The 16,440-nt window shown below is 56.5% G+C and carries 16 protein-coding genes, 1 tRNA gene and 1 pseudogene; 13 read left to right on the top strand and 5 right to left on the bottom strand.

Going from position 1 to position 16,440, the window contains the following annotated elements:
- Nucleotides 1-41: 41 nt before the first annotated feature.
- Complete coding sequence (locus FX155_RS08340; RefSeq protein WP_154488408.1) at nucleotides 42-413, bottom strand: hypothetical protein; 372 nt, start codon at nucleotides 411-413, stop codon at nucleotides 42-44.
- On the opposite strand from FX155_RS08340, the pseudogene FX155_RS11565 reads away from it, so the two are divergent.
- From FX155_RS11565 to FX155_RS08315, 6 genes and pseudogenes are all read left to right on the top strand, one after another.
- Nucleotides 401-616: pseudogene (locus tag FX155_RS11565) on the top strand (hypothetical protein); the annotation flags it as partial. The gene FX155_RS08340 and the pseudogene FX155_RS11565 overlap by 13 nt on opposite strands.
- 51 nt (nucleotides 617-667) lie before the next feature.
- Nucleotides 668-919, top strand: coding sequence for a glutaredoxin (locus FX155_RS08330; RefSeq protein WP_154488407.1), 252 nt, complete (start codon nucleotides 668-670; stop codon nucleotides 917-919).
- A 219-nt stretch (nucleotides 920-1,138) separates the two neighbouring features.
- A complete protein-coding gene (locus tag FX155_RS11560; protein ID WP_229778498.1) occupies nucleotides 1,139-1,717 on the top strand; it encodes a hypothetical protein in 579 nt (192 codons plus the stop codon).
- Nucleotides 1,611-1,991 carry an L-serine ammonia-lyase, iron-sulfur-dependent, subunit alpha gene (locus FX155_RS11555; RefSeq protein WP_229778497.1) on the top strand — a complete coding sequence of 127 codons (381 nt, stop codon included), beginning with the start codon at nucleotides 1,611-1,613 and terminating at the stop codon, nucleotides 1,989-1,991. Before FX155_RS11560 ends, FX155_RS11555 begins: the two co-directional genes overlap by 107 nt.
- Nucleotide 1,992: 1 nt before the next feature.
- Entirely contained in the window at nucleotides 1,993-2,487 is a 495-nt protein-coding gene (locus FX155_RS08320) for a GNAT family N-acetyltransferase (protein WP_154488406.1), read from the top strand.
- Between the two features lie 12 nt (nucleotides 2,488-2,499).
- Complete coding sequence (locus tag FX155_RS08315) at nucleotides 2,500-3,816, top strand: serine dehydratase subunit alpha family protein (protein ID WP_154488405.1); 1,317 nt, start codon at nucleotides 2,500-2,502, stop codon at nucleotides 3,814-3,816.
- Nucleotides 3,817-4,063: 247 nt separating this feature from the next.
- Here the strand turns inward: FX155_RS08315 and FX155_RS08310 are convergent, their stop codons facing one another.
- A complete protein-coding gene (locus FX155_RS08310; RefSeq protein ID WP_022486671.1) occupies nucleotides 4,064-5,449 on the bottom strand; it encodes an NCS2 family permease in 1,386 nt (461 codons plus the stop codon).
- Between the two features lie 109 nt (nucleotides 5,450-5,558).
- Here FX155_RS08310 and pcrA point away from each other — a divergent pair, with 109 nt between their 5' ends.
- Both pcrA and ligA read left to right on the top strand, forming a co-directional pair.
- Nucleotides 5,559-7,811, top strand: coding sequence for a DNA helicase PcrA (gene pcrA / locus FX155_RS08305; RefSeq protein ID WP_154488404.1), 2,253 nt, complete (start codon nucleotides 5,559-5,561; stop codon nucleotides 7,809-7,811).
- A gap of 13 nt (nucleotides 7,812-7,824) precedes the next feature.
- Nucleotides 7,825-9,852: an NAD-dependent DNA ligase LigA gene (gene ligA, locus FX155_RS08300; RefSeq protein ID WP_154488403.1), complete on the top strand. Its 2,028-nt coding sequence runs from the start codon at nucleotides 7,825-7,827 to the stop codon at nucleotides 9,850-9,852.
- A gap of 147 nt (nucleotides 9,853-9,999) precedes the next feature.
- On the opposite strand, the gene FX155_RS08295 is transcribed toward ligA, so the two are convergent.
- The gene (locus FX155_RS08295) at nucleotides 10,000-11,673 is read right to left on the bottom strand and encodes a carbon starvation protein A (protein WP_154488402.1); all 1,674 of its coding nucleotides are present in this window, start codon (nucleotides 11,671-11,673) and stop codon (nucleotides 10,000-10,002) included.
- Nucleotides 11,674-11,958: 285 nt separating this feature from the next.
- The gene (locus tag FX155_RS08290; protein ID WP_022487748.1) at nucleotides 11,959-12,144 is read right to left on the bottom strand and encodes a hypothetical protein; all 186 of its coding nucleotides are present in this window, start codon (nucleotides 12,142-12,144) and stop codon (nucleotides 11,959-11,961) included.
- Nucleotides 12,145-12,303: 159 nt separating this feature from the next.
- Between FX155_RS08290 and FX155_RS08285 the strand changes: the two genes are divergently transcribed.
- Nucleotides 12,304-13,164, top strand: coding sequence for a fumarylacetoacetate hydrolase family protein (locus FX155_RS08285; protein ID WP_154488401.1), 861 nt, complete (start codon nucleotides 12,304-12,306; stop codon nucleotides 13,162-13,164).
- A 145-nt stretch (nucleotides 13,165-13,309) separates the two neighbouring features.
- Here FX155_RS08285 and FX155_RS08280 read toward each other — a convergent pair.
- Nucleotides 13,310-13,386 (bottom strand) — tRNA-Val (locus tag FX155_RS08280).
- A gap of 131 nt (nucleotides 13,387-13,517) precedes the next feature.
- On the opposite strand from FX155_RS08280, the gene FX155_RS08275 reads away from it, so the two are divergent.
- The 4 genes from FX155_RS08275 to era are packed head-to-tail and all read left to right on the top strand — an operon-like array spanning nucleotide 13,518 to nucleotide 16,329.
- Nucleotides 13,518-14,531, top strand: coding sequence for a PhoH family protein (locus FX155_RS08275; protein ID WP_154488400.1), 1,014 nt, complete (start codon nucleotides 13,518-13,520; stop codon nucleotides 14,529-14,531).
- Entirely contained in the window at nucleotides 14,528-15,010 is a 483-nt protein-coding gene (ybeY, locus tag FX155_RS08270) for an rRNA maturation RNase YbeY (RefSeq protein WP_154488399.1), read from the top strand. Before FX155_RS08275 ends, ybeY begins: the two co-directional genes overlap by 4 nt.
- On the top strand, nucleotides 15,000-15,386 hold the full coding sequence (locus tag FX155_RS08265; protein WP_195839641.1) for a cytidine deaminase: 387 nt from the start codon (nucleotides 15,000-15,002) through the stop codon (nucleotides 15,384-15,386). Before ybeY ends, FX155_RS08265 begins: the two co-directional genes overlap by 11 nt.
- 16 nt (nucleotides 15,387-15,402) lie before the next feature.
- Entirely contained in the window at nucleotides 15,403-16,329 is a 927-nt protein-coding gene (era, locus tag FX155_RS08260) for a GTPase Era (RefSeq protein ID WP_022487753.1), read from the top strand.
- Nucleotides 16,330-16,440 lie beyond the last annotated feature (111 nt).

Raw genomic sequence — 16,440 nt, 5'->3', positions numbered from 1 at the left:
GCTGACAAAAGGGCCGCCGGAAAATCCGGCGGCCTTTTTCATTACAGCACCACAAACAAATTATACAGCTTCAACAATCGGATATCCTCTTTGGAGATGGTCAGTTTCTGGGCCAGCTCCTTCGTTTTTTCCAGCCTTTTTTTGCTCAGGAGCAGCTTGGCGGAGGTGGGCATCAGGGGATGGGAGGAAATGCCGAAGGCCAGGGCCCATTTCTGTTCCCCGTCGATGTAGGGGGAGGGGACGGAGATCATGTACTGCTCCAGCCGCACATTGTAGTTCTGGAACACCATATTGGTCAGGGCTCCGTAATGGGTGATCCGGCCAGTGTAGGTGTGCTGGCAGATCTGGATGTTCTCCTCGTCCAGGATGTCCATGTACATCCGGATGTCGAAATTGGCTTCCCCAGGAAGCATTCCCCATCATCGTGACCATCGGTTACCTGGTTGACCCCATGGCCACCTGCCTGAACTCTTCCGGGGATACCGTGGCTTCCATGATGATCAGCCGGATGGTGGAAGGCAAGGGATGGATGGACAAAAAAACCGACCGGAAGACCGATCCGGAAAAAGCAGCTATTGCCGCCCAGATCGGTGGATGCGACTGCGGGAACAAATAAAATCTGGTATAATACCTGTGAAACAGTGTACAACATAAGGAGAGATGACTTATGCAGATCAAAGTAATCGGCAGCCACTGCTGCCCCGACACCCTCTATGCCCTGAACCAGCTGGCCGCTGCCGGCGCGGAAATCGACTTTGTGGATATCCTGGCCAGCCATGCTGACCTGAAACAGTACCTGGCCCTCCGGGACAGCGATCCGCTGTACGCTGAAATCCGGAGCACCGAACGTTTGGGGATCCCCTGCTTCGTAAAAGCAGACGGCAGCAAGACCCTGGATCTGAAGGAAGTACTGAAATAAAGACTGTCAACGGTCAGCTGCCAACTGACAGCGGCCTAAGGAGAGGACCCGCCTTTTGGGCGGTTCCTTACCAATAAAACGAAGGAGATCACAACCATGCATGCTTTGACCCAACTGATCCGTGAGGATATGAAACCGGCCCTGGGGGTGACGTAACCTGGAGCCATTGCCCTGGCGGTTTCCACCGCCTGCCGCCATCTGCCGGAAAAACCGGAGAAGGTGGAGCTGTTCCTGAACAGCGGCATCTATAAAAACGCCTTTACCTGCGGCATCCCCGGCACCAGCCATGTGGGGAACACCTATGCGGCGGCCCTGGGAGCCCTGGCGGCAGACCCGGACAAAGGGCTTTTGTGCCTGGACGGGATCACGGATGAAGATGTGAAGGCAGCGGAAGCCATGGTAAAGGCAGGGAAGATCGCCATCCATATGAGCGAAATCACCAGCCGGATCTCCATCGAAGCCCGGGTGGCTGCCGGGAGCCACAGTGCCTCCTGCCTGATCCGGGACGCCCACACCAACATAGTGAAGGTAACGGAAGACGGCCGGACGGTGCTGGACAAAACCGCCGGAATCACGGAAGCTGAAGGAGAAGAACAGGTGCCGGTAATCCACCGGTACACCCTGGCCCAGCTGGCGGACTACGCCCGGACCGTGCCTCTGGAAGAGATTGTCTTTATCCGGGAAGCTGGGGATGGATTTCCCCATTGCTCTTATTGTGGCCACCATGTCCGGTGCCGCCTGCGCCCTGGTGTTCCTGAAGGGCGGGGATACAGAGGCCATGACAAGAGCCCTCAATAACATGGCCAGTTCCATTACCGGCATGATCTGCGACGGAGGCAACCAGGGCTGCGTCATGAAAGGCATGACGGCAGTGGAAATGGCCTTCGCTTCGGCAACTCTGGCCATGGATGATGCCTATATCTTCGATGCTCACGGAATCAACGGGGCCACTCCCGAAGAAACCATGAAGAACATGGGACGGATCGCTTCCCCCGGCATGACGGGAACGGAAAAGACCATTGTGGACATTCTTCAGGACAAAAACAAAAGCGGGAAAAAGGAGGAAGACTGATATGGAAATTCGCTGTGCAAAACCCCAGGATGTGGACGCCATCGCCAGCCTGGAAGCTGCCTGCTTCCCTCAGGCAGAAGCGGCTACCCGGAAATCCATCGCGGACCGGGTGAAGGCCTATCCCAATCACTTTTTCCTTCTGTGGGACGGGGATCAGCTGGTTTCCTTTGTGAATGGACTGGTGACGGATCACCCGGATCTCACCGACGAAATGTATGAAAAAGCGGATATGCACCAGGAAGACGGGGCCTGGCAGATGATTTTCGGAGTAGACACGGATCCCCACCGCCGGAAACAGGGCCTGGCCGGAAAGGTGCTGGAAAAATTCATCGATGCGGCCCAGGCGGAGGGCCGGCAGGGAGTGGTACTCACCTGCAAGGAACGGTTGGTCTACTATTATGCCAAATTCGGTTTTGTGGATGAAGGAATTTCTGATTCCACCCACGGAGATGTGGTGTGGCACCAGATGCGGCTGACTTTCAATCGGAAGAAATAAGGGGAGACTAACATGGAAAAGATGGATAACAGATATCAGACCTATGTACAGATTTTGAAGGAAGAACTGGTGCCGGCCATGGGCTGTACTGAACCCATCGCCATCGCCTATGCGGCGGCCAAAGCCCGGGAAATCCTGGGTGAAATGCCGGACAAGGTGGAAATCGGCGTCAGCGGCAACATCATCAAGAACGTAAAGAGCGTGGTGGTGCCCAACACTGACGGACTGAAAGGCATCCAGGCAGCAGCCGCCGCCGGGATCGTGGGCGGCAAAGCTGAAAAGCAGCTGGAAGTCATTGCGGAAGTGACTCCGGAACAGAAGAAAGAAATGAAGGACTTCCTGAAGAACGTGGCCATCCAAGTGGATGCGGTGGACAATGGCCTGATCTTCGACATCATTGTCAAACTCCATAAGGGAGACCATTCTTCCCTGGTGCGGATCGCCCAGTACCACACCAACATCGTCCTGATCCAGAAGGATGAAAAGACCCTGTACGAAGCCAAAAAGGACGGAGGCGCCGGCTGCCAGGACGAAACCAGGGAAGTGGGCCTGGCGGACAAGAACCTGCTGAACATCAAAGACATCATGGATTTCGCCAATACCTGTGACCTCGAAGACGTGAAGCCCATGCTGGATCCCCAGATCCAGTGCAACACCGCCATTTCTGAAGAAGGACTGCTGGGGAACTACGGGGCCAACATCGGTTCCGTGCTGCTGAAGACCTATGGCAGCGACATCAAGAACCGGGCAGTGGCCAAGGCGGCTGCCGGGTCCGATGCACGGATGAACGGCTGTGAACTGCCGGTTGTGATCAATTCCGGCAGCGGCAACCAGGGAATCACCGTATCCGTGCCCGTAATCGAATATGCCAAGGAACTGAATGTTTCCAAGGAAAAACTGTACCGGGCCCTGGTACTGTCCAACCTGATCGCCATCCATGAAAAGACCGGCATCGGCCGGCTGTCCGCCTACTGCGGGGCTGTCAGCGCCGGGTGCGCCGCCGGCTGCGGCATCGCCTATCTCCACGGAGAAGGGTACGAAGCCATTTCCCATACCCTGGTGAACTCCCTGGCCATCGTGTCCGGGATCATCTGCGACGGGGCCAAGGCTTCCTGCGCCGCCAAGATCGCGTCCAGCGTGGAAGCCGGGCTCCTGGGCTATTCCATGTACAAGAGCGGCAACGAGTTCAAGAGCGGGGACGGCATCGTGAACAACGGCGTGGAAGCTACCATCCGCAACGTAAGCCAGCTGGGCCGGGAAGGCATGCGGGAAACCGATAAGGAGATCATCAAGATCATGCTGGCTCCCCAGCCGGAGGAGAAAGAGTAAAAGTTGCATCACAGGGTGTAAGGGGGCGGGGGTGAAAAGGGGCAGGGCCGCTTTTCTGTCTCACGCAAAAGGAGACCATCTGCCGGGGGCAGATGGTCATGAGCTGACAGTCACTGGTCACTAGTCTCTAGCGGCAGGAGGGAACCCGCCGGGTTTCACGTTCAAAGGCAGATGCGTGGGCATCTGGCATCCTTCGGCCGTTGACCGCTGACAAAAAAAGACCGCCGAAGCGGTCTTTTTTTAATCCTTACAACAACACATACTTCAAGACAAACAGCACTGCCAGCACGTACATCAAGCCGCTGATCTTGTCCTTGTGTCCTGCGAACAGGTTCAGGATCACGTAGGTGATGACCCCGAAGGAGATCCCTTCGGAAATGCTGTAGGCGAAGGGCATGGCGATGATGGCAATGTAGGCGGGGATGGCTTCCGTCAGATCGGTCATGTTGATCTTGGTCACGGAAGAGAACATCAGGAACCCCACAATCACCAGAGCCGGAGCGGTGGCGAAGGAGGGGATGGCCATGAAGAAGGGGCTGAAGAACAGGGACAACAGGAACAGGATGGCTACAGTAATGGACGTGAGTCCGGTGCGGCCTCCTTCAGAAACCCCGGCGGCACTTTCCACGAAGGTGGTTACAGTGCTGGTGCCCAGGAGCGCCCCGGTGCAGGTGGCGCAGGCGTCAGCCATAAGGGCTCCTTTGATGTGGGGCAGCTGACCCTTTTCGTCCAGCATGTCGCTTTTGGCAGCCACCCCGATCAGGGTCCCCAGGGTGTCAAAAGTATCCACGAACAGGAAGGCGAAGATGACGGCGAAGAAGTTCAGGCTCAGCACATGGGAGAAGTCCAGCTGCAGGAACAGGGGCGTGGGGCTGATGGGGGCAAAGGACGCCAGGCCCCGGGACAGATCAGGGAATACGCTGAAGGTTCCCAGTTCCGGATTGGGCACGTAGAGCCCGGTGGCTTCGCAGATCATCCCCAAAATCCAGGTGCCCAGGATGCCGAACAGGATGTTCCCCCGGACGTTCTTGATGATCAGGAAAGAAGTGAGCAGGATCCCCACCATGGCGATCAGCACGGTGATCCCCACACTGTGGAAGGTGCCGTCGGCCATGGCCTTGGTAAAGGAATACAGGGACACCTTGGTGGCCGGGTTGGCTACGATGATCCGGGAATTCAGCAGACCGATGAAGGCGATGAACAGGCCGATCCCCACGGAAATGGCCTGCTTCAGGGTCATGGGGATGGCATTGAAGATGGCTTCCCGGATGGAGGTAAGGGACAGGATCACAAAGATGATCCCTTCCACCAGTACGGCGGACAGGGCCATTTCCCAGGTGTTCCCCATCTGGAGGCAAACGGTGTAGGCAAAGTAGGCGTTAAGTCCCATGCCGGGTCCCAGGGCGAAGGGATAGTTGGCGAAGGCCGCCATAAAGAAGGTGCCCAGGGCGGAGGCAATGGCGGTGACCGTCAGCAGGGCCCCTTTGTCCATGCCGGTGGCGCTCAGGATGGAGGGATTCACGATCAGGATGTAGGCCATGGTCATGAAGGTGGTGATCCCGGCAATGATCTCCGTCCGCATGGTGGTGTGGTTTTCCTTCAGGTGGAAAACCTTTTCGCAGAATTGTTCCATAGTAGACTTCCTTTCTAAAACAGGTTCATTTGAAGGATTCTTCTATTATAGCAAAAAAAGACCGAATCTGTTAGAATATTAGGGAACAAAACATAGAATCGAGGAAAAAATGAGAGACCTTTTAGCTTCTTTGAACGAACAGCAGGCTGAGGCAGTCCGTCAGATTGCCGGGCCTATTTTAATTTTGGCCGGGGCCGGCAGCGGCAAGACCAAAGCCCTGACCACCAAAATTGCCTACCTCCTGGAAAAAGGGGTGAAGCCCTGGAACATCCTGGCCATCACCTTCACCAACAAGGCGGCCAAGGAAATGCGCCAGCGGGTGGATGCCCTGGTGGGCCCTTCCGCCAAGGACGTGTGGCTGTACACCTTTCACGGGTTCTGCAACCAGCTGCTCCGGCGGGACATCAATGCTCTTCCCGGGTACACCACGTCTTTTTCCATCTATGATCCTTCCGACTGCAAAAACGTGCTGAAGGAAGCTCTGAAAAAGCTGAACCTGGACGAGAAGTTCTATCCCCTTCCGGGGCTCCTGGCCACCATTTCCAATGCCAAGAATGCCCAGGTGGATGCGGCGGCTTTTGCCCGGCAGGCGGAGGACTACCATGCCAAGAAGGTGGCGGAGATCTACGCTGAATACCAGAAGCATCTGGTCCAGAGCAATGCGGTGGATTTCGACGATCTGCTGCTGTTGACGGTGAAGCTGCTCCAGACCGTGCCGGAAGTCCGGGAAAAATACCAGAACAAGTTCCATTACGTGCTCATCGACGAGTACCAGGACACCAACCATGTCCAGTACCTGCTGGCCAAACTGCTCAGCGCTCCGGAAAACAACCTGTGCGCGGTGGGGGATATTGACCAGAGCATCTACGGCTGGCGGGGTGCGGACATCAGCAACATCCTGGATTTCGAGAAGGACTACCCCCAGGCCCGGATCTTCAAGCTGGAACAGAATTACCGGTCCACCCAGGTGATCCTGGATGCGGCCAATGAAGTGATCAAGCACAACGCCGCCCGCCGGCCCAAGAACCTGTGGACGGAAAATGGCAACGGCCAGCCCATTGCCTACTACCAGGCCCGGGACGACCGGGAAGAGGCGGAATTCGTGGTGGGCCAGATCCGGAAGCTCCAGAATGACGGCACCAAACTGGGGGATATGGCCATCCTGTACCGGACCAACGCCCAGAGCCGGATGTTTGAAGAAAACCTGATCAACAACGGGATCCCCTATGTAATGGTAGGGAGCCTGAAGTTCTACGACCGGAAAGAAGTGAAGGATACCCTGAGCTATCTCCGGTTCCTGGCCAACGAACGGGACATCCAGGGGCTGGAGCGGATCATCAACGAACCCAAGCGGGGCATCGGGGCGGCTACCGTGGCCAAGGTCCGGAGCTTGTTGGAAGAAAGCGGCATGACCCTGCCGGAAGTGCTCCAGACCGTCCAGGCCAAAGAGGTGCTGGGCCGGGCCTTTGGGAAAATCCAGGCCTTCAGTGACATGATCCAGGAACTGGCCCGGGTGAAGGATACCCTGCCGGTGAAGGACCTGATGACCCAGGTGCTGGAAAAATCCGGGTATCTGGAAGCTCTTCGGCTGGAAGGGTCCGACCAGTCCAAGAGCCGGCTGGACAATCTGAACGAATTCCTCCGGATCGCCGACGAATTTGCCAAGGATCCCGGGGAAGAGAACAACAAGACCCTGGAAGACTTCCTGAACCATGTGGCCCTGGTGGCGGACATCGACGACGCCAAGCTGACCCAGGATTCCGTCACCCTCATGACCCTCCATTCCGCCAAGGGGCTGGAGTTCCCGGTGGTATTCATCGGAGGCATGGAAGACGGCCTGTTCCCCAGCCAGCGGTGTCTGGAAGACGAGGACAAACTGGAAGAAGAACGGCGGCTGTGCTATGTGGGAATCACCCGGGCCAAGAAGCGGCTGTATCTCACCAGCTGCCGGAGCCGGATGGTGTACGGCCATGTGGTCATGTATCCCCCTTCCCGGTTCCTCCAGGAGATTCCCCGGAACCTGATCGAAAACGTGGCGGTGCGCCGGAGCACCTACGGAAGCTACGGGGGTCAGCGGGGCCATCAGGGCAGCGCCGGCACCCATGCCAGCCTCCGGAACATTGCCCGGAACCGGGGAGGCAGCATCCTGGATACCCCATCTCCCCGGAGCCATTTCGTGCCGGAAGGGGGTCCGGTGCCGGAATTCCGGGCCGGGGACAAATGCCGGCACAAGAAGTTCGGGGTGGGGACCATCATCGAAGCCCGTCCTGACGGCAGCGAGGGTCAGCTGGTGACTGTGGCCTTCCCGGGCAGCGGCATCAAACAGCTGGCCACCAAATACAAGATCCTGCAGAAAATCTGAGGAGCAGAGTGCCATGAGTGAAATGACCAAAGAGGCGGCGGCAGCCCGGATCAACGAGCTGCGGGCCGTGATGAAAAAGAATTCCTATCTGTATTATGTCCAGGACAATCCCCTGATCACCGATGCGGAATACGATGCCATGATGCGGGAACTGAAAGCCCTGGAAGCAGAGTATCCGGAGCTTGTGACCCCGGATTCTCCCAGCCAGCATGTGGGAGGCTATGCCAAGCCAGGATTTACGGAAGTCCGGCACATGACCCCGCTTTTGAGTCTGGCCAATGCCTTTTCCCCGGAAGAGATGGAAGAGTTCGACCGGCGGGTCCATGAAGGGCTGCCGAAGGATGCCAAAGTCCAGTATGTGGTGGAACCCAAGATCGACGGCCTGGCCTGCAGCATCATTTATGAAAATGGCCGGTTCGTCCGGGCGGCCACCCGGGGTGACGGAGTGGTGGGGGAAAACGTTACGGAAAACGTCCGGACCATTGCCAACATTCCCAAAGTGCTGAAGCCCATTCCCGGCATGGAGATCCCGGAGCTTTTGGATGTGCGGGGAGAAGTGTACATGCCCCGGCAGGCCTTTGTGAAGCTGAACGAGGAGCGGCAGGAAGCCGGGGAACAGGAATTCGCCAACTGCCGGAATGCGGCGGCCGGATCCCTGCGCCAGCTGGATCCCCGGGTCACCGCCAAACGGTCCCTGGCCTTTTTTGCCTATGGCATCGGAGTGGGAGCCGGGAACCTGCCCACCCACAACGCCTCCATGGACATGCTCCAGCAGTACGGGTTCACCACCACCGAAGGCCGGACCCTGGTGGACACCATCCAGGAAGCCAATGAACTGATCAAAAAGCACGGAGAACGCCGGGCCTCCCTGGGCTACGACACCGACGGAGTGGTGGTGAAGGTAAACGACGTATGGCAGCAGAACCTGTTGGGAGCCACCGGCAAGGATCCCCGCTGGGCCATGGCCTACAAGTTCCCTCCGGAACAGGCGGAAACGGTGCTGGAAGATATTGTGATCCAGGTGGGCCGCACCGGGGTGCTGACCCCCACTGCCGTACTTCAGCCGGTGCGGCTGTCCGGCAGCACCATCAGCCGGGCCACCCTCCACAATGAAGATTTCATCAAGGAACGGGATATCCGGATCGGGGACCATGTGATCATCAACAAAGCCGCGGAAATCATTCCGGAAGTGCTCCGGGTGGTGCCGGAAAAACGGACCGGGGAGGAAAAAGAGTTCCACATGCCGGAAACCTGTCCGGAATGCGGCTGGAAGGTGGAACGGAAGGCGGGAGAAGCGGCCTGGCGCTGCACCAATCCCCACTGTCCGGCCCTGGGACGGGAAGGACTGATCCATTTTACCAGCCGGGACGCCATGAACATCGACGGCTGCGGCCCCAGTGTGCTGGCCCAGCTGACGGCAGCCGGGCTGGTGAAGGATCCGGGAGATCTGTATCTCCTGACCCGGGAACAGGTCCAGCAGCTGGACCGGATGGGGCCCAAAAGCGCGGACAACCTGATCAGCGCCATCGAAGGGAGCAAGAGCCAGAGCTTGGACAAGCTGCTCTTTGCCCTGGGGATCCGCCACGTAGGGGCCAAGGTGGCCCGGACCCTGGCTCAGAAATACGGCACCATGGACAAGCTCATGGCAGCCACCCAGGAAGACCTGGCCCAGACACCGGACATCGGTCCGGTGATTGCGGAAAGCGTGGTCACCTGGTTTGCTGACCCCATGAACCAGGCCTTTGTGGAACGGCTGAAGGAACTGGGGCTCAATATGGAAATGACCTCCGGACCGGCTCAGGATGAGAACCATCCCTTCTATGGGAAGACCATGGTGTTCACCGGTACCCTGCCCACCCTGGACAGAGCCACCGCCCAGACCATGGCCCAGGAAGTGGGCGCCAAGGTCACCAGCAGTGTCAGCAGAAAGACTGATTACGTAGTAGCCGGAGCTGACCCGGGCAGCAAGTACACCAAGGCACAGAATCTGGGAGTGACCATCCTGGACGAGGCAGAGTTTTTGCGGCTGTTGGGGAGATAAGGGGGCGTGAAAAAATTCACACTCCCGGTCGCGGGCCACGGGTCACGACTCGCGATCTGCGACCCAAGAAGGGGGCTGTTGCTCATGCAACAGCCCCCTTCTTGCTGGAGTGATGAAAAAAAGACTGCCCGAAGGCAGTCTTTTTTTTTATTTGTCGGCAACTTCTACTTTGCCGGTGAACAGTTCCTTGGTGCAGCTCCGGACCACGTTGATGGCCAGGAACATCAGGCACAGGGCTACTACCAGCTGGAGACCTTCCACCATGGGGAAGAACACCCCGGCCATGGCTTTCTTGTAGATGCCGTAGATGGACAGGCACAGGGCGCTCATGGTCACCAGGAACATGAAGGTCATGGGGATGTAGAGCATCCAGCTCTTACGTCCGGTCACTTTCAGGAATACGGCCAGGGCAACCAGGCACAGGGCACTGAGCAGCTGGTTGGCAGCACCAAACAGCGGCCAGATATTCATGTAACCGCCCAGGCACAGCAGGTAGCTGGGGATCAGGGTCACGACGGTGGCCACATACGTATTGCTCAGGAACTTGGCCACGGAACCCTGTTCCTTGCCTTCTTCCGGAGCCAGGATTTCCTGGAGCATCATCCGGCCGATACGGGTTACCGCATCGATGGTGGTCATGGCCAGAGCAGATACGCACATGGTCACGATGCAGGTGCTGTAATATTTGGGAATACCGAACATGGTGAAGTAGTTGCCGATGGCACCACCGAAGATAGCAAACGGAGTGGCTTTGGGCAGCTGGCCGTTTACAGCCACGGAGCAGGCGATAACCAGGGAAACCACACCCAGGGTGGATTCAATCAGCATGGAACCGTACCCAACGGGCAGCATATCTTTTTCATTGGAAATGGTCTTGGAGGAAGTACCGGAAGAAACCAGGGAATGGAACCCGGATACAGCCCCGCAGGCGATGGTTACAAACAGGATGGGGAACAAAGGCTTGCCGGCTACATCAAAGGAAGTGAAGGCAGGCATATTAATGGAAGGATTCCCAACAATGATCCCAACCACACCGGCCAGGATCATACCCAGCAGCAGGAATACGGACAGATAGTCACGAGGCTGGATCAGCAGCCACATTGGCATAATGGAAGCGGCGAAGCAGTACGCATAGGTCACATACAGCCAGGTGGTACGGGAAGCATAGATGGGATGGGCAATGCCCAGGCTCACCATGGCCACCATGCACAGGATCCCCAGGATCAGTTCTTTGGAGCCGTGGATGTTGAACCGACGGGTCACCACACCGAAGATCATGGCTACTACAATATAGATCATGGAAATGGAAGCGGCGGAGGCGTTGGGCCCCATCATTTCGCCGGTTTTGGAGAAGCCGTTGAAGGTGCTGGCCATAATGTCAGAGAAGGCGGCGATTACCAAGAGGGAGAACAGCCAGCCGAACATCAGGAACATTTTGCAGCCGGTATGGCCCACGTATTTTTCAATCAGGGCACCCATGCCTTTGCCATCGTTCTTCACGGAAGCATAGAGAGCGGTGAAATCCTGTACCGCACCGAAGAATACGCCGCCTACCAAAATCCATAAGAAAGCAGGAACCCAACCGAACATGGCGGCGATAATCGGACCGGTTACAGGGCCGGCACCGGTAATGGAAGAAAACTGATGGGCAAATACCGTGAAACGGGAAGCAGGGGCAAAGTCCTTGTCATCCCGGAAACGGTAGGCAGGAGTTTTCGCATCCGGTTCGATTCCCCAGGTCTTTACCAGCCAGCGGCCATAAAACATGTACGCGCAGATAAAGATTACGATAGCAAGACACACAAGCGTTAATCCGTTCATCATCATCACTCCTTCGAAAAAAATCCGACACTCGGGAATGCAAGTGCCGTGATCAAATCGGATGCTTGTTTATGGTACGTAATTTATCACTACCGGATACAATTGTCAACAGTTTTTTGTATACCTCATACAATATTTTTTCAAAGTGTTATCGAGGTAAAGACAACTATGGGAATTAACAGAGAATTTGTCCACTGTAGAAGAATTTTCGCCATTTAGAAACAATTTCTTGTGCACGGAGGAAAGACAAAGGGGGCGCTGCACGCTGTGTGCAGCACCCCTTTGTCACTCATAATGATTCAATATACTTTTGATCCGTTCCTTTTTGCTTTTGGGAACTTTCCATTCATAGTTCCTGTAGTTGTTCTCTCTGTGGTCGGTGGAATAGTCGGCGTAATCGATATCCCAGTTCTGTTCGTAGCTGCGGTTGTAGTCTCCGTGGCCGTCATCCAGCTGATATCCGGCAAACATGGCATCCTCCTTTGGGAAAAACAGATTCTTCTATAACAGTAAGGTTTACAGTTAGGAAGTTTTGTATCATATACTGGTAATTTTAGCACAAACATTGTACAATGAATACAGAGAAATGAAAACACTGTACCGTGGAATCGGTTAGGGGAGTGGAGAGTCATGAAAATCGTTACCTTCGAATACGACAGCGATGTACAGGTGGGGATCATTTCCGAGGATGGAAAATTTGTGATCCCGGCCAACAAGTACAACAATATGTATGAACTGATCCAGCAGGCGGATTTTGAAGAACTGCTGGCTATTGCCCGGGTGGACATGGGTGCGGTTCCCATTGACCAGGTCAAGCTCCTGGCTCCCATTACCCATCCCCGGAATGACATTATCTGTCTGGGCATCAACTACAAATCCCACGACGACGAACTGCCTGATGAATATGTACCGGAAAAAATCGTCCAGCGGCAGGTACCTGTGTACTTCTCCAAACGGGTGGACCGGGCGGTGGATCCGGACGGGACCATCGACGGCCATTTCAATGTGGTGAAGGAACTGGACTATGAATGCGAACTGGCAGTGATCATCGGCAAAGAAGCCCGGGATGTGGACGAAAAGGATGCCGGGGATTATGTGTTTGGCTACACCATCATCAACGACGTGACCGCCCGGGATGTGCAGGTGGCCCACAAACAGTGGTATTTCGGAAAGAGCCTGGACACCTTTGCCCCCATGGGGCCCTGCATCGTTACGGCGGATGAATTTGATTTTCCGCCGGCGCTCCATCTCACCTGCAAGGTGAATGGGGAACTGCGCCAGGACAGCAACACGAAACTGCTGGTCCACGGAATCCCTTACATCATCAGCGAACTGAGCAAAGGGATGACCCTTCGGGCCGGGACCATCATCGCCACCGGTACTCCCGCCGGCACCGGTATCGGCATGAACCCGCCCCGGTTCCTGAAAAGCGGGGACGTGGTGGAATGTTCCATCGAAGGAATCGGGACCCTGCGGAATAGGGTGAAGTAAATAAGAAAAAAGAGGCCTGCGGGCCTCTTTTTTGTCACTGGTCACTGGCCGATGGAAATCAATTTTGACAAATTGATTCTGAAACAACCAACGCTGAACCCATACAACAAAAAAGGCTGCCTTCCGGCAGCCTCTGCTTTTTATCTGGTGGAACTAACTGGACTCGAACCAGTGACCCCCACGATGTCAACGTGATACTCTAACCATCTGAGCTATAGTTCCATAAGCAACAAACTTATTCTAAACGATAATGGGGTTCTTTGTCAAGTGGGTTTCCTGTTTCTTTTTTCTTCCGGAAACGATATAATGAAAGGAACAGTCAATCAACTCGTAACAAGCAGGAGGAATGGAGTTTGTCGGAAGTGACGGAAAAACGGTTTGAATTCCAGGACGCCCGGGAAATGGTGGCGGTACTGGGAGAAACAGATGAATACCTGAAGCAGATGCAGGAGAGCCTGGGCTGCCGGCTGATCCCCCGGGGAAACGAACTGATCGCCCAGGGAGCGGAACAGGATGTGGAACTGGCGGACCGGCTGATCCGAGAGCTGCTGTACCTGTACCGCCAGGGGCTGCCCATTACCCAGCATGATGTGAAATACAGCCTGAAACTGGTCCGGGAAGGCCAGGAGGAACAGCTCCACAAGCTGTTCACCGATACGGTGCTCACCACTGTCCGGGGACGGCAGGTAAAGGCCAAGACCCTGGGCCAGATGCGGTATCTGAAGACCATTGCCCAGAATGACATTACCATTGCCATCGGGCCCGCCGGTACCGGGAAGACCTACCTGGCAGTGGCCATGGCGGTGAAGGCCCTGAAAAACAAGGAAGTGGAACGGATCATCCTCACCCGTCCCGCGGTGGAAGCCGGGGAAAAGCTGGGCTTTTTGCCCGGGGATCTCCAGGAAAAGGTGGATCCCTATCTGCGGCCCCTGTATGATGCTCTGTACGAAATGCTGGGGGTGGAGGCCTTCCAGAAGAACCTCCAGCGGGGGATCATCGAAGTGGCCCCTCTGGCCTACATGCGGGGCCGGACCCTGAATGATGCTTTCATCATCCTGGACGAGGCCCAGAACACCACCCAGGAACAGATGCGGATGGCCCTTACCCGGTTCGGCTTCGGCTCCAAGCTGGTGGTCACCGGGGATGCCACCCAGGTGGACCTGCCGGGAGGACGGCCTTCCGGACTGGTGAATGCGGCCCAGGTGCTCCAGGACGTGCCGGGGATCGGCATCATCCATTTTTCTGAACAGGATGTGGTCCGGCACGAAATCGTGGGGGCCATCATCCGGGCTTATGAAAAATACGACCGGGCCCGGAAGAAACGCCGGCAGCCCGGTGCTGACAGGAATAAAGGAGAAGGAAAATGATCGTTACCCTGGAAAACAACCAGACGGAGATTGCCATTCCGGAAGAACTGGAAGAGACCCTGAAAAAGGCCATGGAAATCGTGGCCCGGAAGGAAAACCTCACAGACAACACGGAAGTGGACATTACCATTGTAAACAATGAAGAGATCCATACCCTGAACCGGGACTACCGGGGCATCGACCGGCCTACGGACGTGCTGAGCTTTGCCCTGGACGAAGGGGACGAGGAACCGGAAGTGGACGACGGGGAAGCGGAACACCTGTTGGGGGACGTGATCATCTCCGCTCCCCGGGCCGTGGAACAGGGAGAGGAATTTGGCCATGGGCTCACCCGGGAAATGACCTACCTGGCGGTTCATGGCATGCTCCACCTTTTGGGCTATGACCATATGGAAGAGGCGGACAAACGGGTGATGCGGGCCAGGGAGGAGGAAATCCTCCGGGAACTGGACCTGGCGGAGGAAAACTATGGAGGCTGAACTGGACCGGGAGCTGTTTGAAGCGGCCTGTGCCGTGCGGAAAAATTCCTACAGCCCCTATTCCCATTTTGCGGTGGGAGCAGCGGTCCGGGCAGCGGACGGCCGGATCTTCACCGGCTGCAATGTGGAAAACGCCTCCTATGGCCTGAGCCTCTGCGCGGAACGGTGTGCCATCTTTGCCGCCGTGAAGGAAGGTATCAGGGAGTTTGCCGCCCTGTGCGTCACTGCCGATACGCCGGAACCGGTGTCCCCCTGCGGGGCATGCCGGCAGGTGATGGCGGAATTCCGCATCCCCCGGATCTATCTGACCAATGTGAAGGGACAGGTAAAGACCGCCACGGTGGCGGACCTGCTGCCTTATGATTTCAGTTTGTAATACAGAAAGGACTTATATGGAAGAACAGAATACCCAACAGCATCGCTCCGGTTTTGTAGCCGTGGTGGGACGGCCCAATGCGGGAAAATCCACCCTGGTGAACCATCTGGTGGGGGAGAAGGTGGCCATCATCTCCGACCGGCCCCAGACCACCCGGAACCGGATCCTGAGCATCCTGAGCACGGCGGAAGCCCAGATGGTGTTCCTGGATACCCCCGGCCTCCACAAACCCCAGGACAAACTGGGAGAACACATGGTCCAGGCGGCCCTCAATGCCATCAAAGAAGTGGATGTGGTGCTTTTTGTGGTGGATGCCTCGGAAAAACGGGGGAAGGGAGAACAGGTGATCCTGGAACGGCTGCGGGAAGACTGCAAAGCGCCGGTGATCCTGGTACTGAACAAAATCGACCGGCTTGCGGACAAAGCGGTGCTCCTGCCCATGATCGACAAATTCCGGAAGGAATATCCCTTCCGCAGCGTATTGACCCTGTCCGCTCTGGAAGATGAGGACTTTTCGCCTCTGCTCCAGGAAATCCAGAGCTGCCTGCCAGTGGGGCCTGATTTCTATCCGGAAGACATGTATACGGACCAGCCGGAACGGGTGATGGCGGCGGAAATCATCCGGGAGAAGATCCTCCAGCTGACCCGGGACGAAGTGCCCCATGCGGTGGCGGTCCAGGTCCAGGAAATGAAGACCCGGCCCAACGGGATGGTGTACGTACGGGGAGATATCTATGTGGAACGGGATTCTCAGAAGGCCATCCTGATCGGGGCCAAGGGGAAGATGCTGAAGGAAATCAGCCAGCGGTCCCGGGAGGATATGGAAGCCTTCCTGGGGAACCGGGTGTACCTGGAACTGTGGGTGAAGGTCCGTCCCAAATGGCGGGAAAAGGAAGGGGACCTGAAACGGCTGGGGCTGGCCGGAGACCGTCCCCAATATTGACCGGACGCCGGGAAAAAGTGTATAATTTGAGCGATATACCCCGCCGGAAAAACCGGCAAAATGATCAAAGGAGAGATGTCCTATAGACGCGGGACCTGCGCTTGGGCGCAT

Origin of the sequence: Acidaminococcus fermentans, assembly GCF_009696675.1 — a bacterium.
GTDB lineage: Bacteria > Bacillota > Negativicutes > Acidaminococcales > Acidaminococcaceae > Acidaminococcus.
The sequence above is the reverse complement of the archived record's forward strand: the minus strand, read 5'-3'. Positions and strand labels throughout refer to the sequence as shown.

What these genes read in the sequence shown, in the direction of transcription:
- FX155_RS08295 (WP_154488402.1), bottom strand. Translation starts at nt 11,673, where the DNA reads ATGAACGGATTAACGCTTGTGTGTCTTGCTATCGTAATCTTTATCTGC.
- FX155_RS08330 (WP_154488407.1), top strand. Translation starts at nt 668, where the DNA reads ATGCAGATCAAAGTAATCGGCAGCCACTGCTGCCCCGACACCCTCTAT.
- FX155_RS11555 (WP_229778497.1), top strand. Translation starts at nt 1,611, where the DNA reads ATGGATTTCCCCATTGCTCTTATTGTGGCCACCATGTCCGGTGCCGCC.
- FX155_RS08310 (WP_022486671.1), bottom strand. Translation starts at nt 5,449, where the DNA reads ATGGAACAATTCTGCGAAAAGGTTTTCCACCTGAAGGAAAACCACACC.
- ybeY (WP_154488399.1), top strand. Translation starts at nt 14,528, where the DNA reads ATGATCGTTACCCTGGAAAACAACCAGACGGAGATTGCCATTCCGGAA.
- FX155_RS08315 (WP_154488405.1), top strand. Translation starts at nt 2,500, where the DNA reads ATGGAAAAGATGGATAACAGATATCAGACCTATGTACAGATTTTGAAG.
- era (WP_022487753.1), top strand. Translation starts at nt 15,403, where the DNA reads ATGGAAGAACAGAATACCCAACAGCATCGCTCCGGTTTTGTAGCCGTG.
- FX155_RS08290 (WP_022487748.1), bottom strand. Translation starts at nt 12,144, where the DNA reads ATGTTTGCCGGATATCAGCTGGATGACGGCCACGGAGACTACAACCGC.
- pcrA (WP_154488404.1), top strand. Translation starts at nt 5,559, where the DNA reads ATGAGAGACCTTTTAGCTTCTTTGAACGAACAGCAGGCTGAGGCAGTC.
- FX155_RS08265 (WP_195839641.1), top strand. Translation starts at nt 15,000, where the DNA reads ATGGAGGCTGAACTGGACCGGGAGCTGTTTGAAGCGGCCTGTGCCGTG.
- FX155_RS08340 (WP_154488408.1), bottom strand. Translation starts at nt 413, where the DNA reads ATGCTTCCTGGGGAAGCCAATTTCGACATCCGGATGTACATGGACATC.
- ligA (WP_154488403.1), top strand. Translation starts at nt 7,825, where the DNA reads ATGAGTGAAATGACCAAAGAGGCGGCGGCAGCCCGGATCAACGAGCTG.
- FX155_RS08285 (WP_154488401.1), top strand. Translation starts at nt 12,304, where the DNA reads ATGAAAATCGTTACCTTCGAATACGACAGCGATGTACAGGTGGGGATC.
- FX155_RS08320 (WP_154488406.1), top strand. Translation starts at nt 1,993, where the DNA reads ATGGAAATTCGCTGTGCAAAACCCCAGGATGTGGACGCCATCGCCAGC.